We start from the raw sequence: 25,420 nt of genomic DNA, 5'->3' as shown, positions 1-25,420 counted from the left end.
TTGTTCAATGACCGATGGTTATGACTGCTACCAGAATGCGCTGGCTGAGCGAATAAACGGGATCCTGAAAAATGAGTTTTTACTCTCGCGTCCTGCAGACCTGGCGCAGGCCCGGGAAATGGTAAAAGAATCTGTGGCGATTTATAACCATGAGCGGCCACACCTGGCCCTGAAATACAAAACGCCCGATGATGTTCATCAGGCGTTTTACAGACAGAAAACTGTCAACTTATATCAGGACTAGTCAAGGAGTGATGATGAAACGCCTTTGTTTACTTATTTCTGGTCTGCTTTTAAGTGGTGCAGCACTTGCGGGTGAATGCGATAAAGCAGTAACTCAGATTGATAGCAATGAATGTTACGACGCCTTGTACAAAAAAGACGATGCCGCGCTGAACCAAACCTATAAAAAAGTCATGAAACTGGCCTCGCCTGCGCAACAAAATCTACTGAAGCAAGCTCAGTTAGCATGGCTAAAAGTTCGCGATGCCGACTGCAAATTTCTCGTTTCCGACCCTACTGGTGAAAACGGTGGAACAATCGGGCCAATGATTCATAGCATCTGTCTTTCGGATCGTACCAAAGAGCGCACCGCTTTTCTGGAGTCTCTTACCCATTGTGAGGAAGGCGATCTGAGTTGCCCACTCCCTCCACAACAAAATTAACGCACTCGAATTCCTTCAATAATCATTCGCTGCACGTTTTCCACCGTGCGGCGGAAAAATACTTCATCGTTTAAATTGCTACCCGCCACCGCTTCAACCTGGCTTGCAAAGTCAGCATAGTGTTGCGTGGTGGCCCATAGCATAAAGATCAAATGGTGCGGATCGACCGCCGCCAGCTTTCCGCTCTCAACCCAACCGGCAATGATCGCCGATTTCTCATCAACCAGCGCTTTCAAATCGCCACTCAATTCTTCTTTTAGCAATGGCGCACCTTGCAGCATCTCAAGGCAGAACAGACGCGAGGCTTGCGGGTAATCTCTGGAAACTTCCAGTTTTAGCCGGATGTATTCACCTATCGCCACCAGCGGCTGTAAATCCTCGCGAAACGCACGCAAAGGGGCAAGCCAGATATCAAGGATCTGCTTAAGCACCGCAATGTAGAGCGCTTCTTTGGAAGGGTAGTAATAGAGAAGGTTTGTTTTTGACACATCCGCACGCTCAGCTATCTGTTCAATACTGGTGCCGTGAATGCCAAATTGCGAGAAGAACTCCAGTCCTGCCGCCAGAATAGCCTGCTTTTTCGCCGCTACCGCTTTTGAACGCCGTCCGGTTTCTTTGGTTGCTGCCGCACCTTGTGCCATGCGCCCTCTCATCGTTCTGTTTTGCCCGACAGCATAGCAAAGACCTCGCAATAAGTGCGCGTTGTATGCACCCTGAACGCGCACGAACGCCTGTTTTTTGTGCACTCGTTTTGACCAAGCAGTCTGGTTTTTGCACCATCAAAATAGAAACTAATAATCAACATAATGATAACAAAAGCATTTTCTAACCTGGCATCAGGTTTGCAATATCTCTTTCGAAAATGGCTACCCACTTGAATGAGAGGCCCGTGATGAAAATTGGCGTATTTATCCCTATTGGTAACAACGGCTGGTTAATCTCCACGACTGCGCCGCAATACATGCCCACTTTTGAGCTTAATAAAGCGATTGTGCAAAAAGCGGAATACTACGATTTCGACTTTGCCCTTTCGATGATTAAGCTGCGTGGCTTTGGTGGCAAAACGGAGTTCTGGGATCACAATCTCGAGTCGTTCAGCTTGATGGCCGGCCTTGCAGCGGTGACCTCCAAAATTCAGATCTACGCCACTGCCGCCACGCTGACCTTGCCACCCGCCATTGTGGCGCGGATGGCATCAACCATTGACTCCATCGCGCCGGGGCGTTTTGGCGTCAATCTGGTGACCGGCTGGCAAAAACCAGAATACGAGCAAATGGGGATCTGGCCGGGCGATGAATACTTCGCTCGCCGTTATGACTACCTGTCTGAATACGCCACCGTACTGCGCGATTTATGGGGAACCGGGCAAAGTGATTTAAAAGGCGAGTTCTTCACCATGAACGACTGCCGTTTAAGCCCGCGCCCCGCCCAACCGGTAAAAATGATTTGTGCCGGGCAAAGCGACGCGGGCATGGCCTTCTCTGCCGAATACGCCGACTACAACTTCTGCTTTGGCAAAGGCGTTAACACGCCAACCGCGTTTGCTCCAACTGCCGCACGCATGATGGAAGCGGCTGAGAAAACCGGGCGCGATGTCGGCTCCTACGTGCTGTTTATGATTATCGCCGATGAAACCGACGAAGCCGCCCGCGTAAAATGGGAACACTACAAAGACGGAGCCGATGAAGAAGCTCTGGCATGGCTTACCGAACAGAGCCAGAAAGACACCCGTTCAGGCACCAACACTAACGTACGGCAAATGGCTGACCCCACTTCAGCGGTGAATATCAATATGGGCACATTGGTTGGCTCTTACGCCACGGTCGCCCGCCTGCTGGACGAAGTAGCAAGCGTGCCAGGGGCTGAAGGGGTATTGCTAACCTTTGATGATTTCCTGAGTGGTATTGAAGCCTTTGGTGAAAAAATCCAGCCGCTGATGAAATCGCGCTCGCACCTTTCTCCATCAACCCGCGAGGTGGCGTAATGAAAAACATCACCCTGGAGGCACGCCCGGAAGCCATTACATTCGCAACTGAACAGACGGCACTGATTGTCGTGGATATGCAAAACGCTTATGCAAGTAAAGGCGGCTATCTCGATCTTGCCGGGTTTGATGTTTCGGCAACTAAACCCGTTATTGAAAATATCAAAACCGCCGTTGCAGCTGCACGCGAAGCGGGAATGCTAATTGTCTGGTTCCAGAACGGGTGGGATAGCGATTACGTCGAAGCTGGCGGGCCCGGCTCGCCAAACTTCCACAAATCTAATGCGCTGAAAACTATGCGTAAGCAGCCGGAATTACAAGGAACGCTATTGGCTAAGGGTGGCTGGGACTACCAGCTAGTGGATGAGCTGGTACCGCAGAGCGGCGATATCATTCTGCCAAAGCCTCGTTACAGCGGTTTCTTTAACACTCAACTCGACAGCATTCTGCGTTCACGCGGTATTCGCCACCTGGTATTCACCGGTATCGCCACCAATGTCTGCGTGGAATCAACACTGCGCGACGGTTTTTTCCTTGAATACTTTGGCGTGGTGCTTGCCGATGCCACCCATCAAGCCGGGCCTGCTTTTGCGCAGCAAGCTGCCTTATTCAATATCGAAACCTTCTTTGGTTGGGTGAGTGACGTCGGCACATTTTGCCAGGCGTTGCAGCCACAATCTTTCGCCCGCATTGCCTGATAAGGAATAGCCCATGCCGAAATCCGTAATCATTCCGCCGGGAACGACGACACCCATCGCACCGTTTGTGCCAGGCACTCTCGCTGATGGCGTGGTGTATGTCTCCGGCACATTACCATTCGATAAACAAAATAATGTGGTTCACGTCGGTGATGCCAAAGCCCAGACGCGCCATGTGCTGGAAACCATTAAGTCGGTGATTGAAACCGCAGGTGGCACCATGGACGACATTACCTTTAATCAGATTTTTATTACCGACTGGACGAACTACGCCGCCATCAACGAAGTGTATGCCGAGTTTTTCCCAGGTGATAAGCCTGCACGGTTTTGCATTCAATGTGGTCTGGTGAAACCGGACGCGTTGGTAGAAATCGCAAGCGTCGCGCATATCGGGAAATAGCTTATGCAGATTGAGCTGACTCAAGCGCCCTTCCCCAAAGCCCCGACTTTGCTGCTGATTGCCGGGCTCGGTGGCATGGGCAGTTACTGGCTGCCACAACGTGCGGCACTGGCTGAACACTACCAACTGGTGGTTTATGACCAGCGCGGCACCGGAGTGAATAAGCAACCGCTGCCTAATGATTATTGCCTGCCTGATATGGCGCAGGAAATTCACACCGCCATGCTGCAACAGGGCATTACGCATTACAGCGTGCTTGGTCATGCGCTGGGTGGTCTGGTCGCAATGCAACTGGCGCTTGATTACCCCGCAGCCATTGACAAGCTGGCAATAATCAACGGCTGGTTGCAGCTCAACGCCCATACCCGGCGCTGCTTTGCGGTTCGTGAAACCTTGCTGCAAGACAGCGGCCCCGCCGCCTATTTGCAGGCGCAGCCGCTGTTTCTCTACCCGGCAGACTGGATGGCGGCCAACCAGCCACGCCTTGAAGCCGAAGAAGCGATGCATAACGCGCACTTTCAAGGGCAAGAAAATCTCACACGCCGCCTGAATGCGTTAAAGGCCGCTGACTTTCACGCCACCGCCGCCCGCATCCAGCAACAGGTGCTGGTGATTTGTTCCCGAGACGATCTGCTGGTGCCATGGATCTTTTCTGAAGAACTGCACAACGCATTACCGAACAGTCTGCTGGAAATCATGCCGTGGGGTGGGCACGCCTGCAACGTCACCGCTGCCAGTGATTGTAACCAGCGACTGCTGAGTTTTCTGGTGACCGAACCTACTTACCTCAAGGAAATTATATGAGTCATGCTATTACGTCCGAAGCGCTGGAAACCTTATTTACTGGCGCACATACCCATAGCGCGTGGCTGGATAAACCGGTGAGTGATGAACAACTTGCCGAGATTTATAACCTGCTACGCCTTAACCCGACATCAGCCAACTGTTCGCCTGCCCGCTTTTTGTTTGTGCGCAGTACAGACGCGAAAGTGCGCCTGAAACCCACGCTTTCTGCGGGCAATGTCGAGAAAACCATGACCGCCCCCGTCACTGCGATTGTGGCCTGGGATCCGGCGTTCTTTGAGCTGCTACCAAAACTGTTCCCTTACGCAGATGCCCGCGCCTGGTTTACCTCAAGCCCGGAACTGGCGCAGGAGACCGCCTTTCGCAACAGCTCGATGCAAGCGGCGTATCTGATTTCTGCCTGTCGTGCGCTCGGTTTAGATACCGGGCCAATGTCTGGTTTTGACCGCGAAAAAGTGGATGCCGAGTTTTTTGGCGCAAGCGGCTGGAAAAGTAATTTGCTGGTTAATATTGGCTACGGTGACCCGGCAAAAACCCATTCGCGCTTGCCTCGTTTAGCGTTTGAAGAGGCCTGTGTTCTCGCCTGAGGAGTTGAAGATGGTCGAAAAACAAGCCTTTCGCGATGCGATGTCGTGCCTTGGCGCAGCGGTGAATATCGTCACTACCGATGGTCCTGCCGGACGCGCCGGGTTTACTGCTTCGGCGGTATGTAGCGTAACGGACGAACCACCAACATTGCTGGTATGCCTGAATCGTAGCGCTTCTGTGTGGCCGATTTTTAGCCGCAATCAGGCACTGTGTGTGAACACACTGGCGGCCGGACATGAAGATCTTTCGAATTTATTTGGTGGAAAGACGGCGATGACCGAACGTTTTTCCGCTGCCCGCTGGCGGCACGGTATAACCGGCTGCCCGCAACTGGAAGGCGCACTCGTATCGTTCGACTGCCGGATTAGCCAGGTCGTCAGTGTTGGTACGCATGACATCTTATTTTGTGAATTAGTCGCCCTTGAACGTAACGACGATACCCATGGCCTGGTGTGGTTTGACCGTGGCTACCATCAACTGATGCGGCCTGCCTGTTAGCCGACACGATATCTGCTGGAGATGAATATGGCGAATACCTGGTTTCCACAATGGCGTAAAAAAATGGTGCCAGAAGGTGGCGTGGTGGCTCCGGACGAAACACTTCCCCTCGGCCAGACGCTAGTGATGGGCGTACAACATGCGGTAGCGATGTTTGGTGCCACAGTGCTGATGCCGCTACTGATGGGGCTTGACCCGAATCTGTCGATATTGATGTCGGGTATTGGGACGTTGTTGTTCTTTGTGGTGACTGGCGGACGCGTGCCGAGTTATTTAGGCTCCAGTGCCGCGTTTGTTGGTGTGGTGATAGCCGTTACTGGTTTTAACGGGCAAGGGCTGAATCCACATTTGAGCGTAGCGCTCGGCGGTATTATCGCCTGCGGTTTGGTATATACGCTGATTGGTTTTGTGGTGATGAAAGCCGGAACTCGCTGGATTGAGCGTTTAATGCCACCGGTTGTTACCGGTGCGGTGGTGATGGCTATCGGCCTGAACCTCGCTCCAATCGCGGTGCGCGGCGTTTCAGCCAGCAGTTTTGATAGCTGGATGGCGGTAATGACGGTGTTGTGTATCGGGCTGGTCGCGGTGTTTACCCGCGGGATGATTCAACGCTTGCTGATTCTGATTGGCCTGATCCTCGCCTGCGTCATTTATGCGGTTCTGGCGAATGGATTTGGCTTTGGCAAACCGGTCGATTTCGCACTGTTAAGCTCAGCGGCCTGGTTTGGCATTCCACAAATAACCTCCCCGACATTTAACGCGCAGGCGATGATGTTGATTGCCCCTGTTGCCGTCATTCTGGTGGCTGAAAACCTTGGGCACCTGAAAGCCGTCGCCGGAATGACGGGCAAAAATATGGACCCGTACATCGGCAAAGCCTTTGTTGGCGATGGACTTGCAACGATGCTTTCGGGTTCCGTTGGCGGGAGCGGAGTCACAACCTATGCAGAGAATATCGGTGTAATGGCAGTAACCAAAGTCTATTCAACGCTGGTATTTGTGGCAGCATCAGGGATCGCGATGTTATTGGGCTTTTCACCTAAATTTGGCGCATTAATTCACACCATTCCTGCCCCGGTTATCGGCGGGGCCTCAATCGTGGTATTCGGTTTGATTGCTGTAGCAGGAGCTCGTATCTGGGTGCAGCATAACGTTGATTTAAGCCAGAACGGTAACCTGATTATGGTGGCGGTAACACTGGTTTTGGGCGCCGGAGATTTCGCCTTAACACTGGGTGGTTTCACGCTTGGCGGGATTGGCACGGCAACGTTCGGCGCGATTATATTGAACGCTATTCTGAGCCGTCGCCCACAAATTGTGAGCGATAGTTCAGTGGTTCATCAGGATTCGTGACGTTGCAATTCATTCTCAGGCACCGGTAACGGTGCCTCTTTTTTCTTACGTTTAAGCTTCAATTCACTCACCAGTACGCCAAGTACAATCAACGCACCACCCAACAACGCCAACACCGGTAATCGTTCCCCGGCAATGCGCCCGAAAATCCCCGCCCACACCGGCTCACCGGTATAAATGACCGTAGCGCGTGTTGGCGAAACGCTGCGTTGTGCCCAGTTCATGGTGACCTGAATGATGGCACTGAAAATCCCAAGCCCTAACGCAATCACTAACAAACCAGGAGTAAAGGTTGGCACGCTTTCGCCTGCGGGGATCATGGTGGCAAACGCCACAATCGAGGCGGTAGCAAGCTGAACAATGGTGACACGTTTAATATCCACTTTGCCCGCCCAGGCGCTGATCAGAATAATTTCTGCGGCAATCGCAAGAGCACTTATCAGCGTGATAATTTCACCTGCGCCCAGGGTGAGTGAAGTGTTTTCCGGCCCGGCGAGGAAAACCAGGCCAATAAATGCCAGCACCACACCCACCCAGGACATCACCCCTGGCATTTTCCCGAGGCAAATCCATTGCAGCACTGGCACCAATGGGACATACATCGCTGTAATAAACGCTGATTTACTGCTGGGAATCGTCTGTAAACCCCAGGTCTGCATGCTGTAACCGATGGCGATTGAAACGCCGATAAAAACACCCGCCTTCACTTCAAGCCAGGTCAGACCGCGCAGCGATTTTAGTGATAACAACCCTACGGCAAGCGCGGCAGTCGCAAAACGTAAACCTACAAAAAAGAATGGCCCACTCATGGTCATCGCATATTGCACAGCAAGGAAAGTCCCACCCCAGAACATGGTGATGAGGATCAGAATCGCTTCTTGAGGTTTGACAGAGAGTTGGTAACGACGCAGTAAGGCAGACATGACAGGACCAGGGCGAGATAAGCAAGCCTGATAGTGTGCGATGCGGCAGTGAGCCTTGCAATGGGAGAGATAAAATAAAACCGCCGGTAAAAACCGGCGGCTGGGGTTAGCCTGGCGAGTGACTACTTACTACTACCTTTACCATGACTATTTTTGCCCCCTTTTTGGCCTGCTTCTGAAGCGCGCTGCGGGTCATTCTTAAAATTCCCGCCACTATGCTGGCCACCTTTACGACCTGCTTCTGATGCTCTTTCACGGTCTTCAGCGAAATTACCTGAACCACCACGATGGTTTGCCATTTCTAACCTCCGGATTGGAAATAGTTAAGTCATCATATTGCATTCAGTCAAAGAGGATTCTTTCACCGCGCAGCTTAAGTAACGCTACGTGGAAGTAAGCTTAGTGCAGTCAGGGCAATTGACCAGTTAACCGTAATATCTTGCAACATGTAATCGCCAAAATGGGTGATTTTTTTGCCGCTTAATCCATAAGACTTTCTTATTTTTAATGAAATAGTCACCCTATGAAAATGTGACTTAATGCGACATTTCTTCCAAATCCTCCTGAATAATTCGAACTGCATCGAGGCGGCAAGGGAGTGACAAATTTTTGAACGCAGCCAGTAGCGGCCCCGTAGGGGGAATAATCCCAGGAGCTGACTTTAGTAAGTCACTGAGATGAGTGAGTGCAGCCAACAAAGATGCAGTTTGAAGTATGACGGTGGATTTGCACTCTGGGCCACAGCACATATCTTTAAATGAATGCAGCAAAACGCTGCGACACTGGTAAGGAGTGAGCGAGATGGCTAAAGTTCTGGTGCTTTATTACTCAATGTACGGACACATCGAAACCATGGCACATGCTGTGGCAGAGGGTGCACAGAAAGTAGATGGCGCGGAAGTGACGGTGAAGCGAGTCCCGGAAACCATGTCAGGTGAAGCTTTCTTAAAAGCCGGGGGCAAGACGCAAAATACTCCACAAGCCACACCGCAAGAGCTTGCCGATTATGACGCCATTATTTTTGGCACTCCCACTCGTTTTGGCAATATGTCCGGCCAGATGCGCACATTCCTCGATCAGACCGGTGGTTTATGGGCTTCGGGTGCTTTATACGGCAAGCTTGCCAGCGTGTTTAGTTCAACAGGCACTGGCGGCGGTCAGGAACACACTATTTCATCAACCTGGACAACTCTTGCTCATCACGGAATGGTGATTGTTCCCATCGGCTATGCTGCGCAAGAATTGTTTGATGTCTCTCAGGTTCGTGGCGGGACGCCGTACGGTGCAACAACCATTGCTGGAGCTGATGGTTCGCGTCAGCCAAGCCAGGAAGAGCTTTCCATTGCTCGCTATCAAGGTGAATACGTAGCGGGCCTTGCCGTTAAACTAAATGGTTAAATAATTCTGGAGGAGTACATGCAGAATCAACAATCAAAGGCTCATCATGTAGGCGAATGGGCGAGTTTACGCAACACCTCTCCTGAGATCGCTGAGGCTATTTTTGAAGTGGCTAAATACGACGAGAAAATGGCGGAGAAAATTTGGGAAGACGGCAACGACGAGGTACTGGCGTTGGCATTTGAAAAAACAGATAAAGATTCGCTGTTTTGGGGTGAACAGACGATAGAACGCAGAAACGTTTAGTCTGCTCATGGCTCCCCAGCATCATGCGGGGGAGCCAGTAACTTCTTTACTTCACGCTCTGCGCCAATACTTGCGTAAATTTATCCCACGGACAAAAACCATTGGCATCAGTTGGACAACCATTAAGCTGGAGCGTAACCCGTTGAGGTGGCTGTTGCAGACTTAGTACATCAGCTTTACGCAGCTGTTCAGCACTTTGATAAACGTATTCCACCTTCATCAATTCACGATTGTTATTCGCATCATGCCAGCGCTGGAACATAATTTTCCCGCCAATTGGCGTGCGTTCATATTGCTCAGGCAATTGATAAGGTTTGAAATCCAATGCCGTCAAAAGCGATGCAATATTGGAGTCATGCCCCACCAGCAAGGTGATTTTTGGTCCTTTATTATTTCCCGCCAGCGCTTTCTGAATATATTTAATCAGCGGTACTGCCACATTCTGAGCAACCTGCGGCGAGGTGAATAACGTGTCCTGATAACCATTTTTCAGCTGCGATAACACCTTCCACTGCTGATCCGTTTTGATTTGCCCCCAGGCAACCTGATCCAGTGGGAAACCTTCGTAATATTGCAATGTGAATGCATCGACCAGCGAATTCCCCACTTTTAGTGGGCCACTCACTCCCGGCTCCTCTGAAGCATTAGCAGTGAATTTATCTTTTTCCGCCGTGAGATCGCACTGCTGCTTTTCTTTACAGCTCGGCGAGTCTTTAAAAGCAACTATTTGCTCAAGAAGCTGATAGCTGTCTCCCAGTTTGTACTGCTCACGCTGGGTTTCCATCGCCTTCACGGCTGCTTGCTGGAACTCAGGTGAATCATTAGTAATCACCGGATTAAATGTTGGGTCCATCGTGCCCATTTTCTCCTGATGATGCACTGGTACATCACAACCCGGGAATGCACCTGTGATAAAGAACTGTGCTGTGGCAACGGTGCGCTGCAAACTGTTCGCGTAGGCATAAATGCTTTGCGGCGTTGGGCATTCACCGCTTGTCACTAAGCCCTGCTCCGCAAACCATTCACGCAGATAATGGCCCATATACACTTCCAGCACGCCACCTTTGGTAGTGAGTTGGCCACCAGGCACATCCCACTCCGGCCATGACTGAGCAGTAGACTGTTCCAGTACGCTGCCATTATTGGCAAGAGGCGCGCGCAGATTGTGACGACTCATTAATAAAACCTGTTGAAGCTGATAACCCTGTGGCGCTGTTTCGGCTTGTGCCAACGCAGGAGCGAAGTAAGCCATTGCCAGTAATACCGCGATCGTTTTTTTATTCATCTCTTCATCCTCAAGATGTTATTGCACAATAGTGCCGCATTCAGTTTGGCAGAAAAAACTGACACCGCCTTCCGGGCCGCTCGCAAAACAACGCGATGAATGAAACTACTCAATCCCGGCGAGAGGTTTTATAATAAAACCAATAAAGGCTCTCAGCCTGTGGAGGATTAATGAAACGCAAAAGTATGGAAGGTAACGTCTGCCCGGTTGCCCGTTCACTCGATATCATCGGTGACTGGTGGTCATTGCTTATCGTGCGCGATGCTTTAAACGGCCTGACACGATTTGGTGAGTTCCAGAAAAACCTCGGTATCGCCAAAAACATGCTGACTCAGCGACTCAGGCAACTGGTGGAACAAGGTATTTTGACCGTGCGCCCTGCCACTGACGGCAGCGCCTGGAATGAATATGTATTGACCGAAAAAGGACGAGCGTTGCAAACAGTGCTGGTTGCCCTTGCACAATGGGGAGGTGATTACTTGTTTGATAGCCATGAAAAATGCAGCGTACTTGTTGATGATGAACACCATCAGCCGCTGCGTAAGCTCCAGCTACAAGCGCAGGATGGCCGCACGCTTGCGCCTGATGAGGTGGTTGCACAGCGCCCTGATGTTCTAATGGAGTCAACTTAATGTCGCATGTCGCGGCGATAATCTGACCTACAAAAGCTGTCCGTAGAGTAGCGCCGCGACATCCACTTCCCTTTCATTATTAATTCGTTAACCCGCCAGCAAGCGTTCCTGTCAATGCAGAAATAAAAAAACACCCTCAATATGGTTGCATTATAAAACCAATCAGCCTACTTTTAATTTAGTTTCATTATGAAACCTATAATCAACTTTCACGACGAGGCTTTACCATGACCACTTCCCCTTCTGTTGCAGTCATCACCGGCGCATCTTCAGGTATTGGTGCGATATATGCAGAGCGCTTTGCCGCTCGCGGTTACGACCTGTTATTAGTCGCACGCCGTGAAGAGCGTTTACGTGAACTGGCGAGTAAACTCGAAGCGCTGCATGGCATCACCGTCCAGATTTTACCCGCCAATCTGGCGGCAGAAAGCGGTATTCAGGCTGTTGAAGAAGCGCTGCGCAGTAATGAACGAATCAGTGTGCTGGTCAATAATGCCGGAACCGCGCACCTGGCACCTTTCACCGCGGGAAGCGCTGCGTTACACCAGACGGACATCATGCTGAATATCACCGCGCTAACTCGTCTAAGCCTCGCCGTCCTCGGTCGTTTCCAGGCACAAAATAGCGGCACGCTTATCAACATCGCCTCGGTTGTCTCACTCCACGCCATTGCGGGTAGCGCCGTGTATAGCGGCACCAAAGGCTATGTGCTGAATTTCACGCGCGGTTTGCAGCAAGAGATTGCAGGCAGCAATGTGCGTATTCAGGCGGTATTACCTGCGGTCACCGCAACGGAAATCTGGGAAGTCTCAGGTGTATCAATGGACCATTTGGCCCCGGATTCCATTATGACGGCTGAAAATATGGTTGATGCCGCACTGGCGGGATTGGATCAAGGCGAAGAGGTGACAGTGCCACCACTGCACGATCTGGCATTGTGGGAGGCCTACGAATCAGCACGGCTGGCGATTTTCGCGGCTTCTCGAACTGGAGTTCCTGCTCCCCGATATCAGAAACAATAAGTGTAAAGCGCGGGATTCGTCCCGCTTTTATGCATAATTTTGTAAAAGATGACTTGTTTAATTGAGGTTGTAGTCAGATTGCTATACTTAGTATTAGTAATGACTTATTTCCACTAATGTAATGAAAATGTTTAATTATTCTGCGCTGGGTGCACTCGCTCTGGTTATTATGTTATGGGTTGCAATACTTTTTGATGTTGGCAATATTCTCCATCATATATCTGAAAGCCTGCACTTTATTGAAAAAATGGTGAAAACGGATATTGATTAATTTTCACACTATTCCAGAAGTATTTTCTGTTCATATTTCCCCCGATTTTAAATAGCCCAAAACCAAATGGGGCAGACCTCTGAAAGCTCTGCAGATAATGGCAAAAGCGCACCCCACCAACGACAAACTGTAGTGTCAAAACAGATTATGGTATCGGCCAGACGATGAGTTTTTGACCACCAGCGATTTTTACCTCCCGGATAGCCCCTCGCAATTAATATCACAAACTAAGGTTTTTATAAGGTTGATCCTGTCTTATTAATAAAAATTAATAACGGGAGGTCACATGGCTATTAACCCTGATTTCAATGCGCGAATTAATGATTATTTATCTTGTGACTTCACAACTCACCTCTTCCCAGAGTACACCAGTGATGTTTGCATGATACGCTTCCCGGGTATGCTTTTGTTATTTCCCTACGGCAGGTCATATGAAGCGTAGATTACCTTTTCAGGTAAAACTCTTTTTATCTCTGGTGCTCTTTTCGTGCCTGCTATTGGTTTTGCTGGGCGTGATGTTGTTCCACTTTATGGACCGGCAAATACAGCATGACCTGGGTCAACGTGCGCGCGTCCAGGCCAGTGAAATTGCTCTGATACCGGGGTTGGCAGAAATGGTAGCCACCCGTGACATGGCGGGAATTGCCCGTTTAATCCAGCCGTTACGCAAGCAAAGTGACGCCAGTTATATTGTGATTGGCGATGCCCAGGAACAGCATCTTTACCACTCTGAATCTCCAGAGCGCATTAACCTACCAATGATTGGTGGAGACAACGCCGAAGTTTTGCAAGGTAAAACGATTATCTCTACGCGTAAGGGTGGCATCGGTGTTTCATTGCGCAGCAAGGCCCCCATCTTTAATGCTAAAAACCAAGTGATTGGTATTGTCTCAGTTGGTTATCTCACTTCATATATCGCCAATATTAATGCCTCCAGGCTTTGGCAAGCGGGTCTATATGGCCTGCTGCTATTGATTCTGCTGTTTATCTTTTCATGGATATTCACCCGGAATGTCAAAAAGCAAATGTTCTGGCTGGAGCCAAAAGATATCGCTCTGCTGGTCCTCCAACAAAAAGCGTTGCTCGAAGCAATGTATGAAGGTGTATTTGCCGTTAACGCACAGAAGCAGCTGATATTAATTAACCGTGCCGCACGCGAATTGCTGGATATTCGTCAGCCTGAAAATGCACTACTCGGCAAACCACTGGTAGAAATATTACAAACTCCTGCCACATTTTTTAATCAACATGGCGTGACAGAAAATAACAGCCATCACGATCAAATAACCGTGCTGAATCAACGGCAGGTGATCGTTAACCGTGTCCCGATTGAACTTGAACCAGGAGCAGAAAGTGGTTGGGTTTTTAGCTTTCGCGACAAAAACGACATTAACACGCTCAGTAGCCAATTGAGTCAGGTGAAGCGCTACGCTGACAACCTTCGCATCATGCGCCACGAACAGCTGAACTGGACTGCAACACTCGCCGGTTTATTGCAGATGCAGCGCTATGACGATGCGATGCACTATATACAGGCACAATCCGAAGGTGCACAAAATGTACTGGATTTTGTCTCAGCACGTTTTGCCTCTCCCGCCCTTTGTGGCCTGTTGTTGGGGAAATACGTCAGCGCACGCGAGAAAGGTGTTGAGCTTACATTTGACCCAGCCTGCCAGCTAAGCCAAATTCCCGTGACAATTGGTGAAACCGAACTCATGTCGGTGATTGGCAATTTACTCGATAACGCCGTGGACGCTACGCTGAAAACCCCCACACATTCAGCGCCTGTGGAACTCTATATTTCAGACAGAAATCAGGAACTGGTGATTGAAGTAGCCGACCAGGGCTGCGGTGTGGATGACGAACTAAAACCCCATCTTTTTGAGCAGGGCGTCACCACGAAACCGACAGGCATTCATGAGATGGCAGGCTCAGAGCATGGCATCGGTCTATATCTGGTTGCCAGTTACGTCCATCAGGCTCACGGCAGTATCGAAATCACAGACAATACGCCGCAAGGTACAATATTTTCTGTTTTTATCCCCTTTCCGGTAAGTGTTTGAGCAGGGTATTACCATGAATAACAGCAACTCATTTGATGTCGTCATCGTGGAAGATGAACCCCACCTTGCCGGTTTGCATCGCGATTTTATCGAGCAAAATTTTCATCTGCATGTCGTGGGTATTGCCGCGACACTTGAGCAGGCGCGCTCCCTACTGGAGTTACATCAGCCACGGCTGATATTGCTTGATAACTTTTTGCCAGATGGCCAGGGAGTGGATTTAATCGATAGCCCGTTGCTTAAGAGTTTTGACTGTTCGGTGATTTTCATTACGGCTGCCAGCGACATGCAAACTTGCAGCCAGGCGATGCGCAGCGGCGCGTTTGACTACATCATTAAGCCCGTCTCATTTCACCGCCTGCGCAGTTCGCTTGAGCGCTTTATGCAACTGGTCAAAACGTTGCGTCATGTGAAGACGGTTGATCAGAACGCGCTAGACCGATTGTATAACCTACCCGCCATCAATGCGGCCTCAGCCCCATCCACGAAAGGCATTGAGCCAAACACACTGGAGAAAGTTCAGCGCATTTTTACGAACAGACCTGATATCAGTTGGTCAGTAGAACAGGTGGTGGAAGAAGTCGGAATCAGTAAAACCACGGGGCGCCGTTATCTGGAGTATTGCGTGGAAATGGGCATTATCGGTGTCGAAATGCAATACGGAAATATCGGCCACCCGCGACGGCTGTACCGCAAAATAGATGGATAAGACCTGCGGTTTATCCCACCTTCAACGGTGGGGAAATACATATTTTTTGTAGTCCAGAAAAGCATTCTGTCATGCGACATTGCCGCACGCTTTCACGGTTTTAATGGTGTTAATTGCCTAAAAAAAGCCCCGAATCACAATTCGAGAAGTTAGGAAATATCCCCCCATTGCCTGTCAGATTTCATGCGTTATGTTGATCATTAGTTACTCAAATGCAGCTAAAGGTTAATAATAATGTTAAATAAAATACATCTCTCTGTCATTACTACCGCTGTACTGATCTCTTGTTCCGCAATGTCTGCCCTTCCCCAAGGCTATCCGGCTGACTACCAAAAAGTCATCGATGCTGCGACTAAAGAAGGCAAAGTGGTCATCTACTCAACCACCGACACCAAAGCAGCAGGCCCGTTGATTCAGGGGTTTGAGGCTACATATCCCGGCATTAAAGTTGAATATAACGATATGAACAGTACAGAACTGTATAACCGTTATATCAGCGAACAGGCGGCGGGTGGCACCAGTGGCGATGTGATCTGGAGTTCCTCGATGGACACCGCGCTGAAACTGGCTGTCGACTATGCACAGGAATATAAATCCCCTGAGCAGGGTCAGTTGCCAAAATGGGCTGTGTGGAAAGACAAAGCCTACGGCACAACTTACGAGCCAGTAGTGTTTATCTATAACAAACGTTTGATTCCGGCGAATGAAGTGCCTGATTCCCACACCGCACTGGCAAAACTTATCGCCAGCCAGCCTGATAAATTCAGCAAAAAAGTCACCACGTACGACATTGAGAAATCCGGCCTGGGCTTCATGCTTTCTGTACAGGATTTCAGAGCTGACCCGAATTATTTCAAAACCCTGGCTGATGTCGCTAAAGGCGGCCTCTCTGTGCAGTCCTCTACTGGCACCATGATGGAAAGGGTCTCATCAGGTGAAAACCTGATCGGCTTTAACATTCTGGGTTCCTACGCTGAAGCCCGCGCCAAAACCGATCCTTCACTGGGTATTTCCTATCCGAAGGATTACACCCTGGTGCTGTCCCGCGTGTCGTTTATCAGTCAGCAAGCGCAAAACAGCAATGCCGCGAAACTGTGGCTGGACTACGTACTGTCTGAAAAAGGGCAAAGCATCCTGGCAAATCAGGCAGACATCCCGTCCATCCGTAACGATATCGAGGGCAAAAATGATATCGACGGTATGACGAAAATGTTAGGCAATGCGCTCAAGCCAATCCCTGTGGATGAAACCTTGCTGGAATATCTGCAACAGAAAAAACGCCTGGATTACATCAAAGAGTGGCGTGCTGCCGCATCCAAATAAAACACAAGCGGTGGATGGCGCTTCGCTTATCCACCCTACAAAACCTGCAACGTAGGTCAGATTTACGTTTGCGACAGCCGACATTCAAGACCATTCGTAGGTCGGATAAGTGTTAGTGCCATCCGACATTTAAGGGAAGCCCATGAGTGCATTACTCAGAAAGTGGCAGAGCTTGCCACGCGGCATTGTGGTGTTAATAACCGCGCTGGTTATCTACATACCGCTGTCGTTTATCGTGATACAAAGTTTCCTCTCTGCGCCATTCTTTTCACCGTCAAAAGAGTGGAGCCTTGAATCTTTTGGCTTCATCTTTACCGATCCCGATTTCTACAGGGCACTGAAAAGCGGATTTATTCTCGCCATCGGCCTTGTGGTCATAGCCATCCCTTTGGGGGGAATTCTGGCGTTCCTGATGGTACGCACCGATTTGCCAGGCAGACGTTTGATTGAACCGCTGATCCTGGTGCCTATTTTTGTCTCGCCGATGGTTCTGGGATTTGGCTATGTTGTCGCCGCCGGTCCGGTAGGATTCTTCTCGCTGTGGGCTCAATCCATTCTTGGTTTCGTGCCGTGGAATATCTACGACATGTCGAGCATCGTGGTCATCGCCGGGCTAACACATGTTCCACACGCGTATCTCTACATCTCCTCAGCTCTGCGCAGTGTGGGGTCTGATGTCGAAGAGGCTGCCCGAATATCCGGTGCCTCGCCGTTACAGGTAATGACCGCCGTCAGTCTGCCGATGGTGCGCCCTTCTATTCTGTACGCCACCGTCTTGCTGTTCTTCCTTGGGCTTGAAGTATTCGGTCTGATGCTGGTGCTTGGCGACCCGGAAGGCAACATGGTGCTGGCCACTTACCTGTATCAGTTGACCAATAAACTCGGCACGCCTTCCTATCACCTGATGGCCGCGGTTGCCGTGGTGCTGATTTGCATCACTATCCCGTTGGTGATGTTGCAGCGCCGCCTGATGCGAACCGCGAACCGCTTCGTAACGGTTAAAGGCAAAGCATCACAGGCACGTGCATTGCCGCTGGGGAAATGGCGCTGGGTAGCCGGTGCAGTAGTGGCATTCTGGCTAACTGTTACTATCGGTGTTCCGCTAATCGGCGTGATGTTGCGCGCGTTTATTTCTAACTGGGGCGTAGGTGTATCCCTCTGGGATGAACTGTCGCTTCAAACTTTCCGCACTATCTGGGAGCAGCCGAACCTGCTGCGCGCCATTGTTAACTCGATGGCGATTGGGGTTATTGGTGGCGCTCTGGCTGTTGCCTGTTATCTGTTTATCGGCATCGCTATGCACCGCAAACCAGACAATATTACGCGTTTCCTCGACTACAGCGTACTGGTGCCACGCGCGGTTCCAGGGCTCCTGGCCGGTCTGGCCTTCCTGTGGGTGTTCCTGTTCCTGCCGATGTGGCTCGACAACGCCCTCAAATCCGGCTGGCTTTCCGGGATGCCGTGGTCGCAGTGGTTACGCGATAACCTGGTGGTGTGGCTGCGATCGCTGCGCAGTACCATTTTCAGCGTCTGGCTGGCCTATACCGTTGTATGGATGGCGTACGGCCTACGACTCATTTCCTCAACGCTGCTGCAAGTCGGGCCGGAACTGGAAGAAGCTGCGCGCAGCACCGGTGCCACGCGCGGGCAAATCACTCGCCACGTCACTATTCCGTTATCACGCTACGGCCTGATTGGCTCATGGCTTCTGATGTTCCTGATTTTTGAGCGCGAATATTCAACCGGCGTGTACCTGCTTGCACCGGGGACTGAAACCATCGGCTCAATGCTGGTTTCCCTATGGGCCGCCGGAGCCATTGATATTGTTGCCGCACTCTCGTTTATTAACATCCTGCTGGTGGTGGTAGGTCTGGGGATTGCCCTTCGTTTTGGAGTCAAATTGCATGATTGAATTAACGGTCGAGAACCTGCACTTAACCTACGGCGACAACCCGGTATTAAAGGGTGTTTCCATGAATCTAAAACGCGGCGAAGTGGTCTCTTTGCTCGGGCCATCAGGCAGCGGTAAAACCACATTATTGCGTGCCGTTGCCGGGCTGGAAAAACCCACCCAGGGCACGATTACCATCGGGCAAAACAAAGTTTACGACGGCACGCCGCGCAGCGAGATCCCTGCCGAAGAGCGCAATCTTGGGCTGGTATTCCAGTCGTACGCACTGTGGCCGCACAAAACCGTATTCGAAAACGTGGCCTATCCGCTGAAGCTGCGTAAAGTCGCTGCCGCTGAAATGACTCAACGTGTACAGGATGTGCTGAACCAGCTTGGGCTAGGGCATCTGGATAAGCGCCATCCGCATCAACTTTCTGGTGGTCAGCAACAACGCGTAGCAATTGGCCGAGCGCTGGTCTACAACCCACCGGTGATTCTGCTTGATGAACCGTTATCAAACCTCGATGCCAAATTGCGTGAAGAAGCACGCGTATTTCTGCGCGAGTTGATTATCAAACTCGGTTTGTCGGCCTTGATGGTCACGCACGATCAGAATGAGGCGATGGCAATTTCCGACCGAATTTTGTTGCTCAATAACGGCAAAATCGAACAGCAAGGCACTCCACAGGAAATGTACGGCTCACCAAAAACTCTCTTTACCGCAGAATTCATGGGCAGTAACAACCGCCTGCACGGAAAAGTCACCGAGGTACGTGACGGAAAAGCGCGTATTGAAGGCAAAGACTGGGCGTTGTGGGGACAAGCGGGTGAAGGTGTGCAAAGTGGTCAGGAAGGGACGGCTGTCATCCGCGTGGAACGCGTAGTGCTGGTTGACGGCGCTGGCGAAAACCAACTTGAACTCCCGTTGCTAACCAGCATGTATCTTGGCGATCGCTGGGAATACTTGTTCCGTACTTCAGGCGATGATTTTGTCATTCGCGCCTATGGCAGTAGTGTTCGCGATCCCCAGCATTGCCATCTGGCATTACCTGAGGAACATGTCTGGATTTTCCCTAAATCCTGATGGATGCAGGGAGCCGCGGTTAGCGGCTCCCTGCCCTCATTCGTTCTGTGCCAGTCACGGCTGTATTATCAACAGCAACTTACACATTGCTTTTCATTTCGTTATTGGTTTAAATCAACGCGCAACAATCTCAAGGCGTGACTAATTTATATTTTTCATGATAATTAAAAAATACTTTGTCAAAAAAATGTGAATACAATTAACAATAAAATGCTTTAGATAAACACATCATTACTTAATGAAACTTGTCCATATAAAATAAAACATCCCCAATTATAGGTATATTTATTTTATATACAAATAAGTATTCCTTTTTGGGTACAACAGGAATAAATGTGGAAATAAATCTTTTTCAGGTTTTATCAACGATTGCATTAGCGATCGAAACCAGTGCACCTGAATTGAATGGTCATCATAAAAGGACGGCGTTCATCGCGAATGAGCTGGCTGCTGAGCTCAAATTAGTACCTAAATACCGCGAAGATGTTTTTATTTCTGCATTGCTTCATGATATTGGTGGCCTGGTAAAAAAAGACTATTTAATCGCCATCGACGATCAAGAACCTTATAGCCATGCCCATGCAACCTATGGTGCTGCCATTTTTAAGATGGTTCCTTTACTGGCGGATAAAGCATCAATCATCCTCCATCATCATCGGAAATGGGGTTATGGCCAGGGTGAATATCAGAATGATGAGCGTATTCCCTTCGCCAGCCATATCATCTACCTGGCCGATCGCATCGACATTCAATACCTTAAATTACAAAAAAGCGGGCATGAGTCGCCAGCTGAACGCTGCATTGAATTGATTAAAGAGGAAGTGGAAACACGTTTCCACCCGTTAGTACTGGAAGCATTTCTTCGTCTGGCAAATAAAACCTATTTTTGGTTGGCATTATCCAGACCCTTACCATTAAATCTCTTGAGAATGTATTCACCTATAGCAGATAAAACAATCAATCTCGATGAATTGATGGATTTTGGGTTATTGCTTAATACCATTATTGATATGCACTGTAATTTCACCTGCCGTCACTCACTGCATGTGGGAATTGTTGCCAGATTTCTTGCTGAGAAATGCCACTATTCTGAAGTTGAGTGTAAGAAAATTGAATTGGCAGGCTATCTGCATGATATCGGGAAACTGGCCATTCCGATGAGTCTATTACACAAAGAAGGCAAACTTGATGATGCAGATATCGCGATATTAAAAAGCCACAGTTATCATACTTTTGAGTTGCTTTCATCCATTGACGCTATCACCGATATCGCGCGCTGGGCAGCTCTGCATCATGAGAAACCCAATGGTTATGGTTATCCATTTAGTCTGGCTGGTGACGAAATTGGGCAAGAGTGCCGGATAATTTCGATTGCTGATGTGTTTGTCGCACTGACTGAAAACCGGCCTTATCGCACTGCAATGCCAGCGAAGAGAGTGAGCGAAATCCTTCATCAGGAAGCCGAAAATAACTCCCTTGATAGCAAACTGGTTAATCTGTTGCTGGAACACCGGCAAGAGGTGATGAACATTACTAATAATATGGACTTGATGCATTCTTATTAATGGTAAAAATAGCGCCCATATTCTTAATTGCCAGATATATTCAGCAAGTTTAAATATGGGCGCGTGGAGCATTAGCCCTGCGATTACCGTTTGATTTTAAATTACGTAAATTCCTTAGCGATTCAATATTTCCTGCGGAATGGGTTCGCCATGATACTTTTCGTATATAGCATTTAACTTTCCATTTTTAATATTAGTTTCGATCCACTCATTAAGTTTTTCTTTCAACTCAGGCTGGTTTTTTTGCAGCCCAATCGCCAAATCAAATACAGTCAGCGTCATCTTTGGCTCAAAATTCAGCTTTGGATTCTGTTTTTTTATCTGGTTAACGAGTGTCGCTGACGTTGCAACGGCGTAAGCCTGCCCGCTGACGGCGGCGGTGACCAACGTTGCATCGTCATCATAACGCTGGAGCGTATAACCCTTCTTCATTGCATCTTTGCTTAACATTGAGTCCTGTGTCGTGCCGCGTGTAACCGTGATGGCACGCCCTTTAAGATCGTTCCAGTCACTTATTTTAGTGGCAGCGGGTGCCGCGATGACTGAGCGCAAACCTGCATAGGCTCTGGTGAAATCAATAACCTCTGCTCTCTGAGGCGTGACTGACAGCGTCGATATCACAATATCCGCTTTACCCGTTTGTAAGTTTGGAATTCGGGTTGGCCCCGTGGTTTCGATAAACTTAAGCTTCAAACCCCAGTCCTTGGCCAACAGCTCTGCAGTCTCGACATCAGAACCGACAGGTTTCATTGAGGCATCCAGCATCCCCGATGGCGGAATAGCCATATCCGTTGCGACTCGTAGCTCTCCGCGTTTCTGAATATCCTCGAGCGTGTTTGCCAGGGCAGGTAATGACAAAGAGGCACAGAGCAATGTTGCGAGCAATGCGATGTTTTTTGTAGGGTTCATTGTTATTCTCCTGATTGCGTATAGGGCTAAAACAGTTTTTTCTGTCAAAGATCGTTTGAAACAAACTCCTGCAGCGCCTCAGTAGACGGCGTTTTCAAAATGGCTACCGTGCCGCTTTCATGTACAGTTCCCTGGTGCATAAAAATTACTTTATCGGCAACCCGGCGTGCAAAGTTCATCTCATGGGTCACCATGATCATGGTCATGCCGCTACCGGCCAGCCGCTCAATAACCCGCAACACTTCGCCTGTGAGTTTGGGATCTAACGCAGATGTCACTTCATCGAATAGCATGACTTTCGGTTTCATCGCCAACGAACGGGCAATGGCAGCACGTTGCTGTTGCCCACCTGAAAGCTGTTCCGGATAACTCTCGGCTTTGTCAGCCAGCCCGACCTGCTCAAGTACCGACAGCGCTAATCTTCTGGCTTCTGCTTTCGGCATTTTCTTCACCGACACCGGGCCGAGTGTAATGTTTTGCTCAATCGTCAAATGGGGGAACAGGTTGTAGCTCTGAAACACGATACCCACATCCTGACGCAGCTTACGTAAATCAAGGCGCGGATCTTCGACTTTATGCCCGCAGACCTCGATGCTACCGCCGTCAATAGTTTCCAGGCGGTCAATACAACGAAGTGCAGTGCTTTTTCCTGAGCCGCTGGCACCAATAAGTGCGATGACCTGACCTTGATTAACAGAAAAAGAGACGTCCTTAAGCACCGGGTTAGGGCCGAAGCTCTTTTGCACATTGCTCAATGTAATAATGGACATATTGATTACCTTCAGCGCTTAAGTGATTCGTGGAGTAGCAGGTTGCAATAATTTGGCTTTTTTCTCAGGAGCGCCCCGCTCCAGCCTTCGGCTTAATACAGATACCGGGAAGCAGAGACAGAAATACACAGCTGCAACAATGAGATAAATAATGAAAGGCTCAAAAATAGAGTTGTTAATTAACTGACCTGCGCGAGCCAATTCGACAAACCCGACAACGGATGCCAGCGAAGTGTTTTTGATAATTTGTACAGAGAACCCCACCGTCGGTGGCGTCGCCAGTTTGATGGCCTGTGGCAAAATAACTTTAAACATGCGCTGTGTGCGTGACAGCGCCAGACATTCAGCGGCCTCCCACTGCGCGCGAGGAACAGACTGAATGCATCCCCGCCAAATTTCACCAAGATAAGCGCTGGCATAAATAGTGAGGGAAACGCCCGCAGCCAGCAGTGGTGAGATTGAAAAACCGAGCTGCGGCAAACCGAAATAGATCATAAACATGATGATCAGCAACGGTGTTCCCTGAATCAGCTGAACCCACAGGCTGACCAGTAAACGCAGCGGTCTGACGGGGGCAATACGTCCAAGTGCAATAAGAAAACCCATCAATCCACCGCCGATAAAAGCCATCAGCGATAAATTAATCGTCCATAACGTGCCTTCGAGCAAGAATTGGATATGGGCAAAGTTGAGGGGAATATTCATCTATCAGTCCTCCCTAAATCGTGGTGCCAAGTCGGCGACGGCGAGGAAAAATTGCCAGCCCAAACAACCAAAAGACCAGGCGCATCAGCATAGAAAGTGCAATATAGATGCCTGCCACAATGAAGAAGGTTTCAAAGGGGCGATAAGTCTCTGATTGTATGAAGTTGGCGGTTGCCGTCAGTTCTTCAGCAGAGATTTGCGATGTGACTGAAGAGGCCAGCATTAAAAGAATGAACTGGCTGGTCAGCGATGGATATACACGCTCAATCGCAGGGCGCAGTGCCACATGCCAATATTGCTGCCATTTAGTTAACCCAAGTGTCTCAGCCGCTTCCCACTGCCCCTTATGGATGGATTCAAATCCTGCGCGCATGATTTCAGCTGTATAAGCACCGACGTTTATCGTTAAGGCAATAACGGAGACGGTGAACGCCGTAAATGAAAACCCCAGGCTAGACAGACCGAAGTAAACCAGGAATATCTGCACCAGAAACGGCGTATTGCGGATCGACTCGACGTAGATGGCCGCGACTCTTGCACAAAATACAGATTGAGAACGCCGTGCAATGGCACAGAGCGTACCGATAAGAAAACCGGTCACCGTGGTAACCATGGCAAGTTTCGCAGTTAACAATGCACCGTCGATCAGCAGCTGCCATTGCGAAAAAATTGCAGTGAAATCAAGGACCATTATTTTTCACCTATGTCATTTGGTCAAAGAGTCTGCTGACCGGTTAGACGGTCATAAACCTTGAATAGCGCCTGATTACCATTTGCCCCTTCACCGTATGCCTGTGCGTTTTGATACTGAGTGGCAACCAGCGCGGTGGCGGGAAGTGGTACCGGGTGTTTTTGCGCAGCTTCCAGCACCAGACGAAGATCTTTCATCATCAGGTCAATACGAAAACCAGCCGAAACATCCCCTTCGATCATCGCCGGCCCGAGCTTATCAAGCATCCATGAAGCTGCAGATCCACCGAGCAACACTTCACGCATTTGTGGCAAATCGATATTCCAGGCTCGTGCCAGAGCCAGCGCTTCACAAATAGCCTGAATATTGATACCGCAGATAAGCTGATTGCAGAGTTTGACGGTCTGCCCGGCACCAGATGCCCCAACGTGGTTCAAAGTGGTGCCCATTGCTTTGAGATAAGGAGTGGCTTGTTCAAACCCACCAGCGTCACCGCCGACCATGATGCTCAACGTGCCGTTTTTAGCACCAATTGGGCCTCCGGAAACGGGGGCATCAAGCATAGTGACCCCGACGGCTAATAGTTCCTGGCTTAACTTTCGCGTAGCTTCTGGAGCGATGGTACTCATATCGACAAACAACTTTCCGCGAGGAGGATTGGACAACAACCCGTCGGACCCACGAACAATATCTTCAACCTGGGGTGTATCCGGCAGCATGGAAATGACAATATCGGCGTCGCGGGTTACAGCGCTAATCTCGGAGACAATTTCTACGCCAAACGAGCGCAATGCATCACCGGCACCAGGGATAATGTCAAAAGCGCGTACGGTAAAGCCTGCTTGAGCAAGGTTACGGGCCATTTCCCGCCCCATTACACCTAAACCTAGAAAACCAACGATGCCGGAAATATTGTTATTCATCATCATTCTCCTTGCTGCTA

The 25,420-nt window shown here is 49.7% G+C and carries 29 protein-coding genes; 20 read left to right on the top strand and 9 right to left on the bottom strand.

The window, feature by feature from the left end:
• Window positions 1-244, top strand: a 244-nt coding sequence (locus M979_RS03490) for an integrase core domain-containing protein (RefSeq protein ID WP_157093201.1), incomplete at its 5' end; no start/stop codon positions are given.
• 13 nt (window positions 245-257) lie between these two features.
• Window positions 258-665 carry a lysozyme inhibitor LprI family protein gene (locus M979_RS03485; protein WP_064553754.1) on the top strand — a complete coding sequence of 136 codons (408 nt, stop codon included), beginning with the start codon at window positions 258-260 and terminating at the stop codon, window positions 663-665.
• On the opposite strand, the gene rutR is transcribed toward M979_RS03485, so the two are convergent.
• Window positions 662-1,306, bottom strand: coding sequence for an HTH-type transcriptional regulator RutR (gene rutR / locus M979_RS03480; protein WP_064553752.1), 645 nt, complete (start codon window positions 1,304-1,306; stop codon window positions 662-664). The two genes, M979_RS03485 and rutR, sit on opposite strands and share 4 nt — an antisense overlap.
• 251 nt (window positions 1,307-1,557) lie before the next feature.
• On the opposite strand from rutR, the gene rutA reads away from it, so the two are divergent.
• Genes rutA through rutG form a run of 7 tightly spaced genes read left to right on the top strand, consistent with a single transcriptional unit; the run spans window position 1,558 to window position 6,990 of the window.
• Window positions 1,558-2,649 carry a pyrimidine utilization protein A gene (gene rutA, locus M979_RS03475; protein ID WP_064553751.1) on the top strand — a complete coding sequence of 364 codons (1,092 nt, stop codon included), beginning with the start codon at window positions 1,558-1,560 and terminating at the stop codon, window positions 2,647-2,649.
• Window positions 2,649-3,347, top strand: coding sequence for a pyrimidine utilization protein B (gene rutB / locus M979_RS03470; protein ID WP_034456273.1), 699 nt, complete (start codon window positions 2,649-2,651; stop codon window positions 3,345-3,347). Before rutA ends, rutB begins: the two co-directional genes overlap by 1 nt.
• 13 nt (window positions 3,348-3,360) lie before the next feature.
• Window positions 3,361-3,747 carry a pyrimidine utilization protein C gene (gene rutC / locus M979_RS03465; RefSeq protein ID WP_034456274.1) on the top strand — a complete coding sequence of 129 codons (387 nt, stop codon included), beginning with the start codon at window positions 3,361-3,363 and terminating at the stop codon, window positions 3,745-3,747.
• Window positions 3,748-3,750: 3 nt separating this feature from the next.
• On the top strand, window positions 3,751-4,551 hold the full coding sequence (gene rutD / locus M979_RS03460) for a pyrimidine utilization protein D (RefSeq protein WP_064553748.1): 801 nt from the start codon (window positions 3,751-3,753) through the stop codon (window positions 4,549-4,551).
• Window positions 4,548-5,138 (top strand): malonic semialdehyde reductase, encoded by a 591-nt coding sequence (locus M979_RS03455; RefSeq protein ID WP_064553746.1) that lies wholly within the window; start codon window positions 4,548-4,550, stop codon window positions 5,136-5,138. Before rutD ends, M979_RS03455 begins: the two co-directional genes overlap by 4 nt.
• Before the next feature lie 10 nt (window positions 5,139-5,148).
• Entirely contained in the window at window positions 5,149-5,637 is a 489-nt protein-coding gene (rutF, locus tag M979_RS03450) for an NADH-dependent FMN reductase RutF (RefSeq protein ID WP_425338125.1), read from the top strand.
• 27 nt (window positions 5,638-5,664) lie between these two features.
• Window positions 5,665-6,990 (top strand): pyrimidine utilization transport protein G, encoded by a 1,326-nt coding sequence (gene rutG, locus M979_RS03445; RefSeq protein WP_064553737.1) that lies wholly within the window; start codon window positions 5,665-5,667, stop codon window positions 6,988-6,990.
• On the opposite strand, the gene M979_RS03440 is transcribed toward rutG, so the two are convergent.
• Both M979_RS03440 and M979_RS03435 read right to left on the bottom strand, forming a co-directional pair.
• The gene (locus M979_RS03440; protein ID WP_064553734.1) at window positions 6,978-7,913 is read right to left on the bottom strand and encodes a DMT family transporter; all 936 of its coding nucleotides are present in this window, start codon (window positions 7,911-7,913) and stop codon (window positions 6,978-6,980) included. The two genes, rutG and M979_RS03440, sit on opposite strands and share 13 nt — an antisense overlap.
• A 122-nt stretch (window positions 7,914-8,035) precedes the next feature.
• Window positions 8,036-8,212, bottom strand: coding sequence for a con-10 family general stress protein (locus tag M979_RS03435; RefSeq protein ID WP_034456279.1), 177 nt, complete (start codon window positions 8,210-8,212; stop codon window positions 8,036-8,038).
• A 502-nt stretch (window positions 8,213-8,714) separates the two neighbouring features.
• Here M979_RS03435 and wrbA point away from each other — a divergent pair.
• Together wrbA and M979_RS03425 are read left to right on the top strand one after the other, a co-directional pair.
• The gene (gene wrbA, locus M979_RS03430) at window positions 8,715-9,311 is read left to right on the top strand and encodes an NAD(P)H:quinone oxidoreductase (RefSeq protein WP_064553732.1); all 597 of its coding nucleotides are present in this window, start codon (window positions 8,715-8,717) and stop codon (window positions 9,309-9,311) included.
• A gap of 18 nt (window positions 9,312-9,329) precedes the next feature.
• Entirely contained in the window at window positions 9,330-9,557 is a 228-nt protein-coding gene (locus M979_RS03425) for a YccJ family protein (RefSeq protein WP_034456281.1), read from the top strand.
• Between the two features lie 46 nt (window positions 9,558-9,603).
• Here M979_RS03425 and agp read toward each other — a convergent pair whose 3' ends face one another.
• Complete coding sequence (gene agp, locus M979_RS03420) at window positions 9,604-10,842, bottom strand: bifunctional glucose-1-phosphatase/inositol phosphatase (RefSeq protein ID WP_064553730.1); 1,239 nt, start codon at window positions 10,840-10,842, stop codon at window positions 9,604-9,606.
• A 170-nt stretch (window positions 10,843-11,012) separates the two neighbouring features.
• Here agp and M979_RS03415 point away from each other — a divergent pair, with 170 nt between their 5' ends.
• The 9 genes from M979_RS03415 to M979_RS03380 all read left to right on the top strand — a co-directional run bounded on the left by M979_RS03415 (window position 11,013) and on the right by M979_RS03380 (window position 21,402).
• Complete coding sequence (locus tag M979_RS03415; RefSeq protein ID WP_064553728.1) at window positions 11,013-11,474, top strand: winged helix-turn-helix transcriptional regulator; 462 nt, start codon at window positions 11,013-11,015, stop codon at window positions 11,472-11,474.
• Between the two features lie 227 nt (window positions 11,475-11,701).
• Complete coding sequence (locus M979_RS03410) at window positions 11,702-12,496, top strand: SDR family NAD(P)-dependent oxidoreductase (RefSeq protein WP_064553725.1); 795 nt, start codon at window positions 11,702-11,704, stop codon at window positions 12,494-12,496.
• A gap of 127 nt (window positions 12,497-12,623) precedes the next feature.
• The gene (locus tag M979_RS23230) at window positions 12,624-12,767 is read left to right on the top strand and encodes a hypothetical protein (RefSeq protein ID WP_157093200.1); all 144 of its coding nucleotides are present in this window, start codon (window positions 12,624-12,626) and stop codon (window positions 12,765-12,767) included.
• 431 nt (window positions 12,768-13,198) lie between these two features.
• Window positions 13,199-14,830 carry an ATP-binding protein gene (locus tag M979_RS03405; RefSeq protein WP_064553723.1) on the top strand — a complete coding sequence of 544 codons (1,632 nt, stop codon included), beginning with the start codon at window positions 13,199-13,201 and terminating at the stop codon, window positions 14,828-14,830.
• A gap of 13 nt (window positions 14,831-14,843) precedes the next feature.
• On the top strand, window positions 14,844-15,539 hold the full coding sequence (locus tag M979_RS03400; protein ID WP_064553721.1) for a response regulator: 696 nt from the start codon (window positions 14,844-14,846) through the stop codon (window positions 15,537-15,539).
• A 234-nt stretch (window positions 15,540-15,773) separates the two neighbouring features.
• Window positions 15,774-16,862, top strand: coding sequence for an ABC transporter substrate-binding protein (locus tag M979_RS03395; RefSeq protein ID WP_034456288.1), 1,089 nt, complete (start codon window positions 15,774-15,776; stop codon window positions 16,860-16,862).
• Between the two features lie 142 nt (window positions 16,863-17,004).
• Window positions 17,005-18,774 carry an ABC transporter permease gene (locus tag M979_RS03390; RefSeq protein ID WP_034456289.1) on the top strand — a complete coding sequence of 590 codons (1,770 nt, stop codon included), beginning with the start codon at window positions 17,005-17,007 and terminating at the stop codon, window positions 18,772-18,774.
• Window positions 18,767-19,837 carry an ABC transporter ATP-binding protein gene (locus M979_RS03385; RefSeq protein ID WP_064553719.1) on the top strand — a complete coding sequence of 357 codons (1,071 nt, stop codon included), beginning with the start codon at window positions 18,767-18,769 and terminating at the stop codon, window positions 19,835-19,837. Before M979_RS03390 ends, M979_RS03385 begins: the two co-directional genes overlap by 8 nt.
• Before the next feature lie 335 nt (window positions 19,838-20,172).
• Window positions 20,173-21,402 carry an HD-GYP domain-containing protein gene (locus M979_RS03380; RefSeq protein WP_064553717.1) on the top strand — a complete coding sequence of 410 codons (1,230 nt, stop codon included), beginning with the start codon at window positions 20,173-20,175 and terminating at the stop codon, window positions 21,400-21,402.
• A 114-nt stretch (window positions 21,403-21,516) separates the two neighbouring features.
• Here M979_RS03380 and M979_RS03375 read toward each other — a convergent pair whose 3' ends face one another.
• The 5 genes from M979_RS03375 to M979_RS03355 are packed head-to-tail and all read right to left on the bottom strand — an operon-like array spanning window position 21,517 to window position 25,400.
• Window positions 21,517-22,311: a transporter substrate-binding domain-containing protein gene (locus M979_RS03375; protein WP_034456292.1), complete on the bottom strand. Its 795-nt coding sequence runs from the start codon at window positions 22,309-22,311 to the stop codon at window positions 21,517-21,519.
• A gap of 44 nt (window positions 22,312-22,355) precedes the next feature.
• The gene (locus M979_RS03370; RefSeq protein WP_064553715.1) at window positions 22,356-23,081 is read right to left on the bottom strand and encodes an amino acid ABC transporter ATP-binding protein; all 726 of its coding nucleotides are present in this window, start codon (window positions 23,079-23,081) and stop codon (window positions 22,356-22,358) included.
• An 18-nt stretch (window positions 23,082-23,099) separates the two neighbouring features.
• The gene (locus tag M979_RS03365) at window positions 23,100-23,786 is read right to left on the bottom strand and encodes an amino acid ABC transporter permease (protein WP_034456295.1); all 687 of its coding nucleotides are present in this window, start codon (window positions 23,784-23,786) and stop codon (window positions 23,100-23,102) included.
• A gap of 13 nt (window positions 23,787-23,799) precedes the next feature.
• Window positions 23,800-24,477, bottom strand: coding sequence for an amino acid ABC transporter permease (locus tag M979_RS03360; RefSeq protein WP_064553713.1), 678 nt, complete (start codon window positions 24,475-24,477; stop codon window positions 23,800-23,802).
• A 23-nt stretch (window positions 24,478-24,500) separates the two neighbouring features.
• Window positions 24,501-25,400 (bottom strand): NAD(P)-dependent oxidoreductase, encoded by a 900-nt coding sequence (locus tag M979_RS03355; RefSeq protein WP_064553711.1) that lies wholly within the window; start codon window positions 25,398-25,400, stop codon window positions 24,501-24,503.
• Window positions 25,401-25,420: the final 20 nt, after the last annotated feature.

It is taken from the genome of Buttiauxella noackiae ATCC 51607 (assembly GCF_001654865.1).
Classification (GTDB): domain Bacteria; phylum Pseudomonadota; class Gammaproteobacteria; order Enterobacterales; family Enterobacteriaceae; genus Buttiauxella; species Buttiauxella noackiae.
The sequence above is the reverse complement of the archived record's forward strand: the minus strand, read 5'-3'. Positions and strand labels throughout refer to the sequence as shown.

Bases quoted from the DNA above. Each gene is read 5' to 3' on its own strand.
- rutF (WP_425338125.1), top strand. From the start codon at position 5,149: ATGGTCGAAAAACAAGCCTTTCGCGATGCGATGTCGTGCCTTGGCGCA.
- agp (WP_064553730.1), bottom strand. From the start codon at position 10,842: ATGAATAAAAAAACGATCGCGGTATTACTGGCAATGGCTTACTTCGCT.
- rutA (WP_064553751.1), top strand. From the start codon at position 1,558: ATGAAAATTGGCGTATTTATCCCTATTGGTAACAACGGCTGGTTAATC.
- M979_RS03355 (WP_064553711.1), bottom strand. From the start codon at position 25,400: ATGAATAACAATATTTCCGGCATCGTTGGTTTTCTAGGTTTAGGTGTA.
- M979_RS03360 (WP_064553713.1), bottom strand. From the start codon at position 24,477: ATGGTCCTTGATTTCACTGCAATTTTTTCGCAATGGCAGCTGCTGATC.
- rutG (WP_064553737.1), top strand. From the start codon at position 5,665: ATGGCGAATACCTGGTTTCCACAATGGCGTAAAAAAATGGTGCCAGAA.
- M979_RS03455 (WP_064553746.1), top strand. From the start codon at position 4,548: ATGAGTCATGCTATTACGTCCGAAGCGCTGGAAACCTTATTTACTGGC.
- rutB (WP_034456273.1), top strand. From the start codon at position 2,649: ATGAAAAACATCACCCTGGAGGCACGCCCGGAAGCCATTACATTCGCA.
- M979_RS03415 (WP_064553728.1), top strand. From the start codon at position 11,013: ATGAAACGCAAAAGTATGGAAGGTAACGTCTGCCCGGTTGCCCGTTCA.
- M979_RS03400 (WP_064553721.1), top strand. From the start codon at position 14,844: ATGAATAACAGCAACTCATTTGATGTCGTCATCGTGGAAGATGAACCC.
- M979_RS03405 (WP_064553723.1), top strand. From the start codon at position 13,199: ATGAAGCGTAGATTACCTTTTCAGGTAAAACTCTTTTTATCTCTGGTG.
- M979_RS03485 (WP_064553754.1), top strand. From the start codon at position 258: ATGAAACGCCTTTGTTTACTTATTTCTGGTCTGCTTTTAAGTGGTGCA.
- M979_RS03395 (WP_034456288.1), top strand. From the start codon at position 15,774: ATGTTAAATAAAATACATCTCTCTGTCATTACTACCGCTGTACTGATC.
- M979_RS03375 (WP_034456292.1), bottom strand. From the start codon at position 22,311: ATGAACCCTACAAAAAACATCGCATTGCTCGCAACATTGCTCTGTGCC.
- M979_RS03365 (WP_034456295.1), bottom strand. From the start codon at position 23,786: ATGAATATTCCCCTCAACTTTGCCCATATCCAATTCTTGCTCGAAGGC.
- M979_RS03440 (WP_064553734.1), bottom strand. From the start codon at position 7,913: ATGTCTGCCTTACTGCGTCGTTACCAACTCTCTGTCAAACCTCAAGAA.
- M979_RS03435 (WP_034456279.1), bottom strand. From the start codon at position 8,212: ATGGCAAACCATCGTGGTGGTTCAGGTAATTTCGCTGAAGACCGTGAA.
- rutR (WP_064553752.1), bottom strand. From the start codon at position 1,306: ATGGCACAAGGTGCGGCAGCAACCAAAGAAACCGGACGGCGTTCAAAA.
- rutC (WP_034456274.1), top strand. From the start codon at position 3,361: ATGCCGAAATCCGTAATCATTCCGCCGGGAACGACGACACCCATCGCA.
- M979_RS03390 (WP_034456289.1), top strand. From the start codon at position 17,005: ATGAGTGCATTACTCAGAAAGTGGCAGAGCTTGCCACGCGGCATTGTG.
- M979_RS03370 (WP_064553715.1), bottom strand. From the start codon at position 23,081: ATGTCCATTATTACATTGAGCAATGTGCAAAAGAGCTTCGGCCCTAAC.
- M979_RS03385 (WP_064553719.1), top strand. From the start codon at position 18,767: ATGATTGAATTAACGGTCGAGAACCTGCACTTAACCTACGGCGACAAC.
- M979_RS03425 (WP_034456281.1), top strand. From the start codon at position 9,330: ATGCAGAATCAACAATCAAAGGCTCATCATGTAGGCGAATGGGCGAGT.
- M979_RS23230 (WP_157093200.1), top strand. From the start codon at position 12,624: ATGTTTAATTATTCTGCGCTGGGTGCACTCGCTCTGGTTATTATGTTA.
- rutD (WP_064553748.1), top strand. From the start codon at position 3,751: ATGCAGATTGAGCTGACTCAAGCGCCCTTCCCCAAAGCCCCGACTTTG.
- M979_RS03410 (WP_064553725.1), top strand. From the start codon at position 11,702: ATGACCACTTCCCCTTCTGTTGCAGTCATCACCGGCGCATCTTCAGGT.
- wrbA (WP_064553732.1), top strand. From the start codon at position 8,715: ATGGCTAAAGTTCTGGTGCTTTATTACTCAATGTACGGACACATCGAA.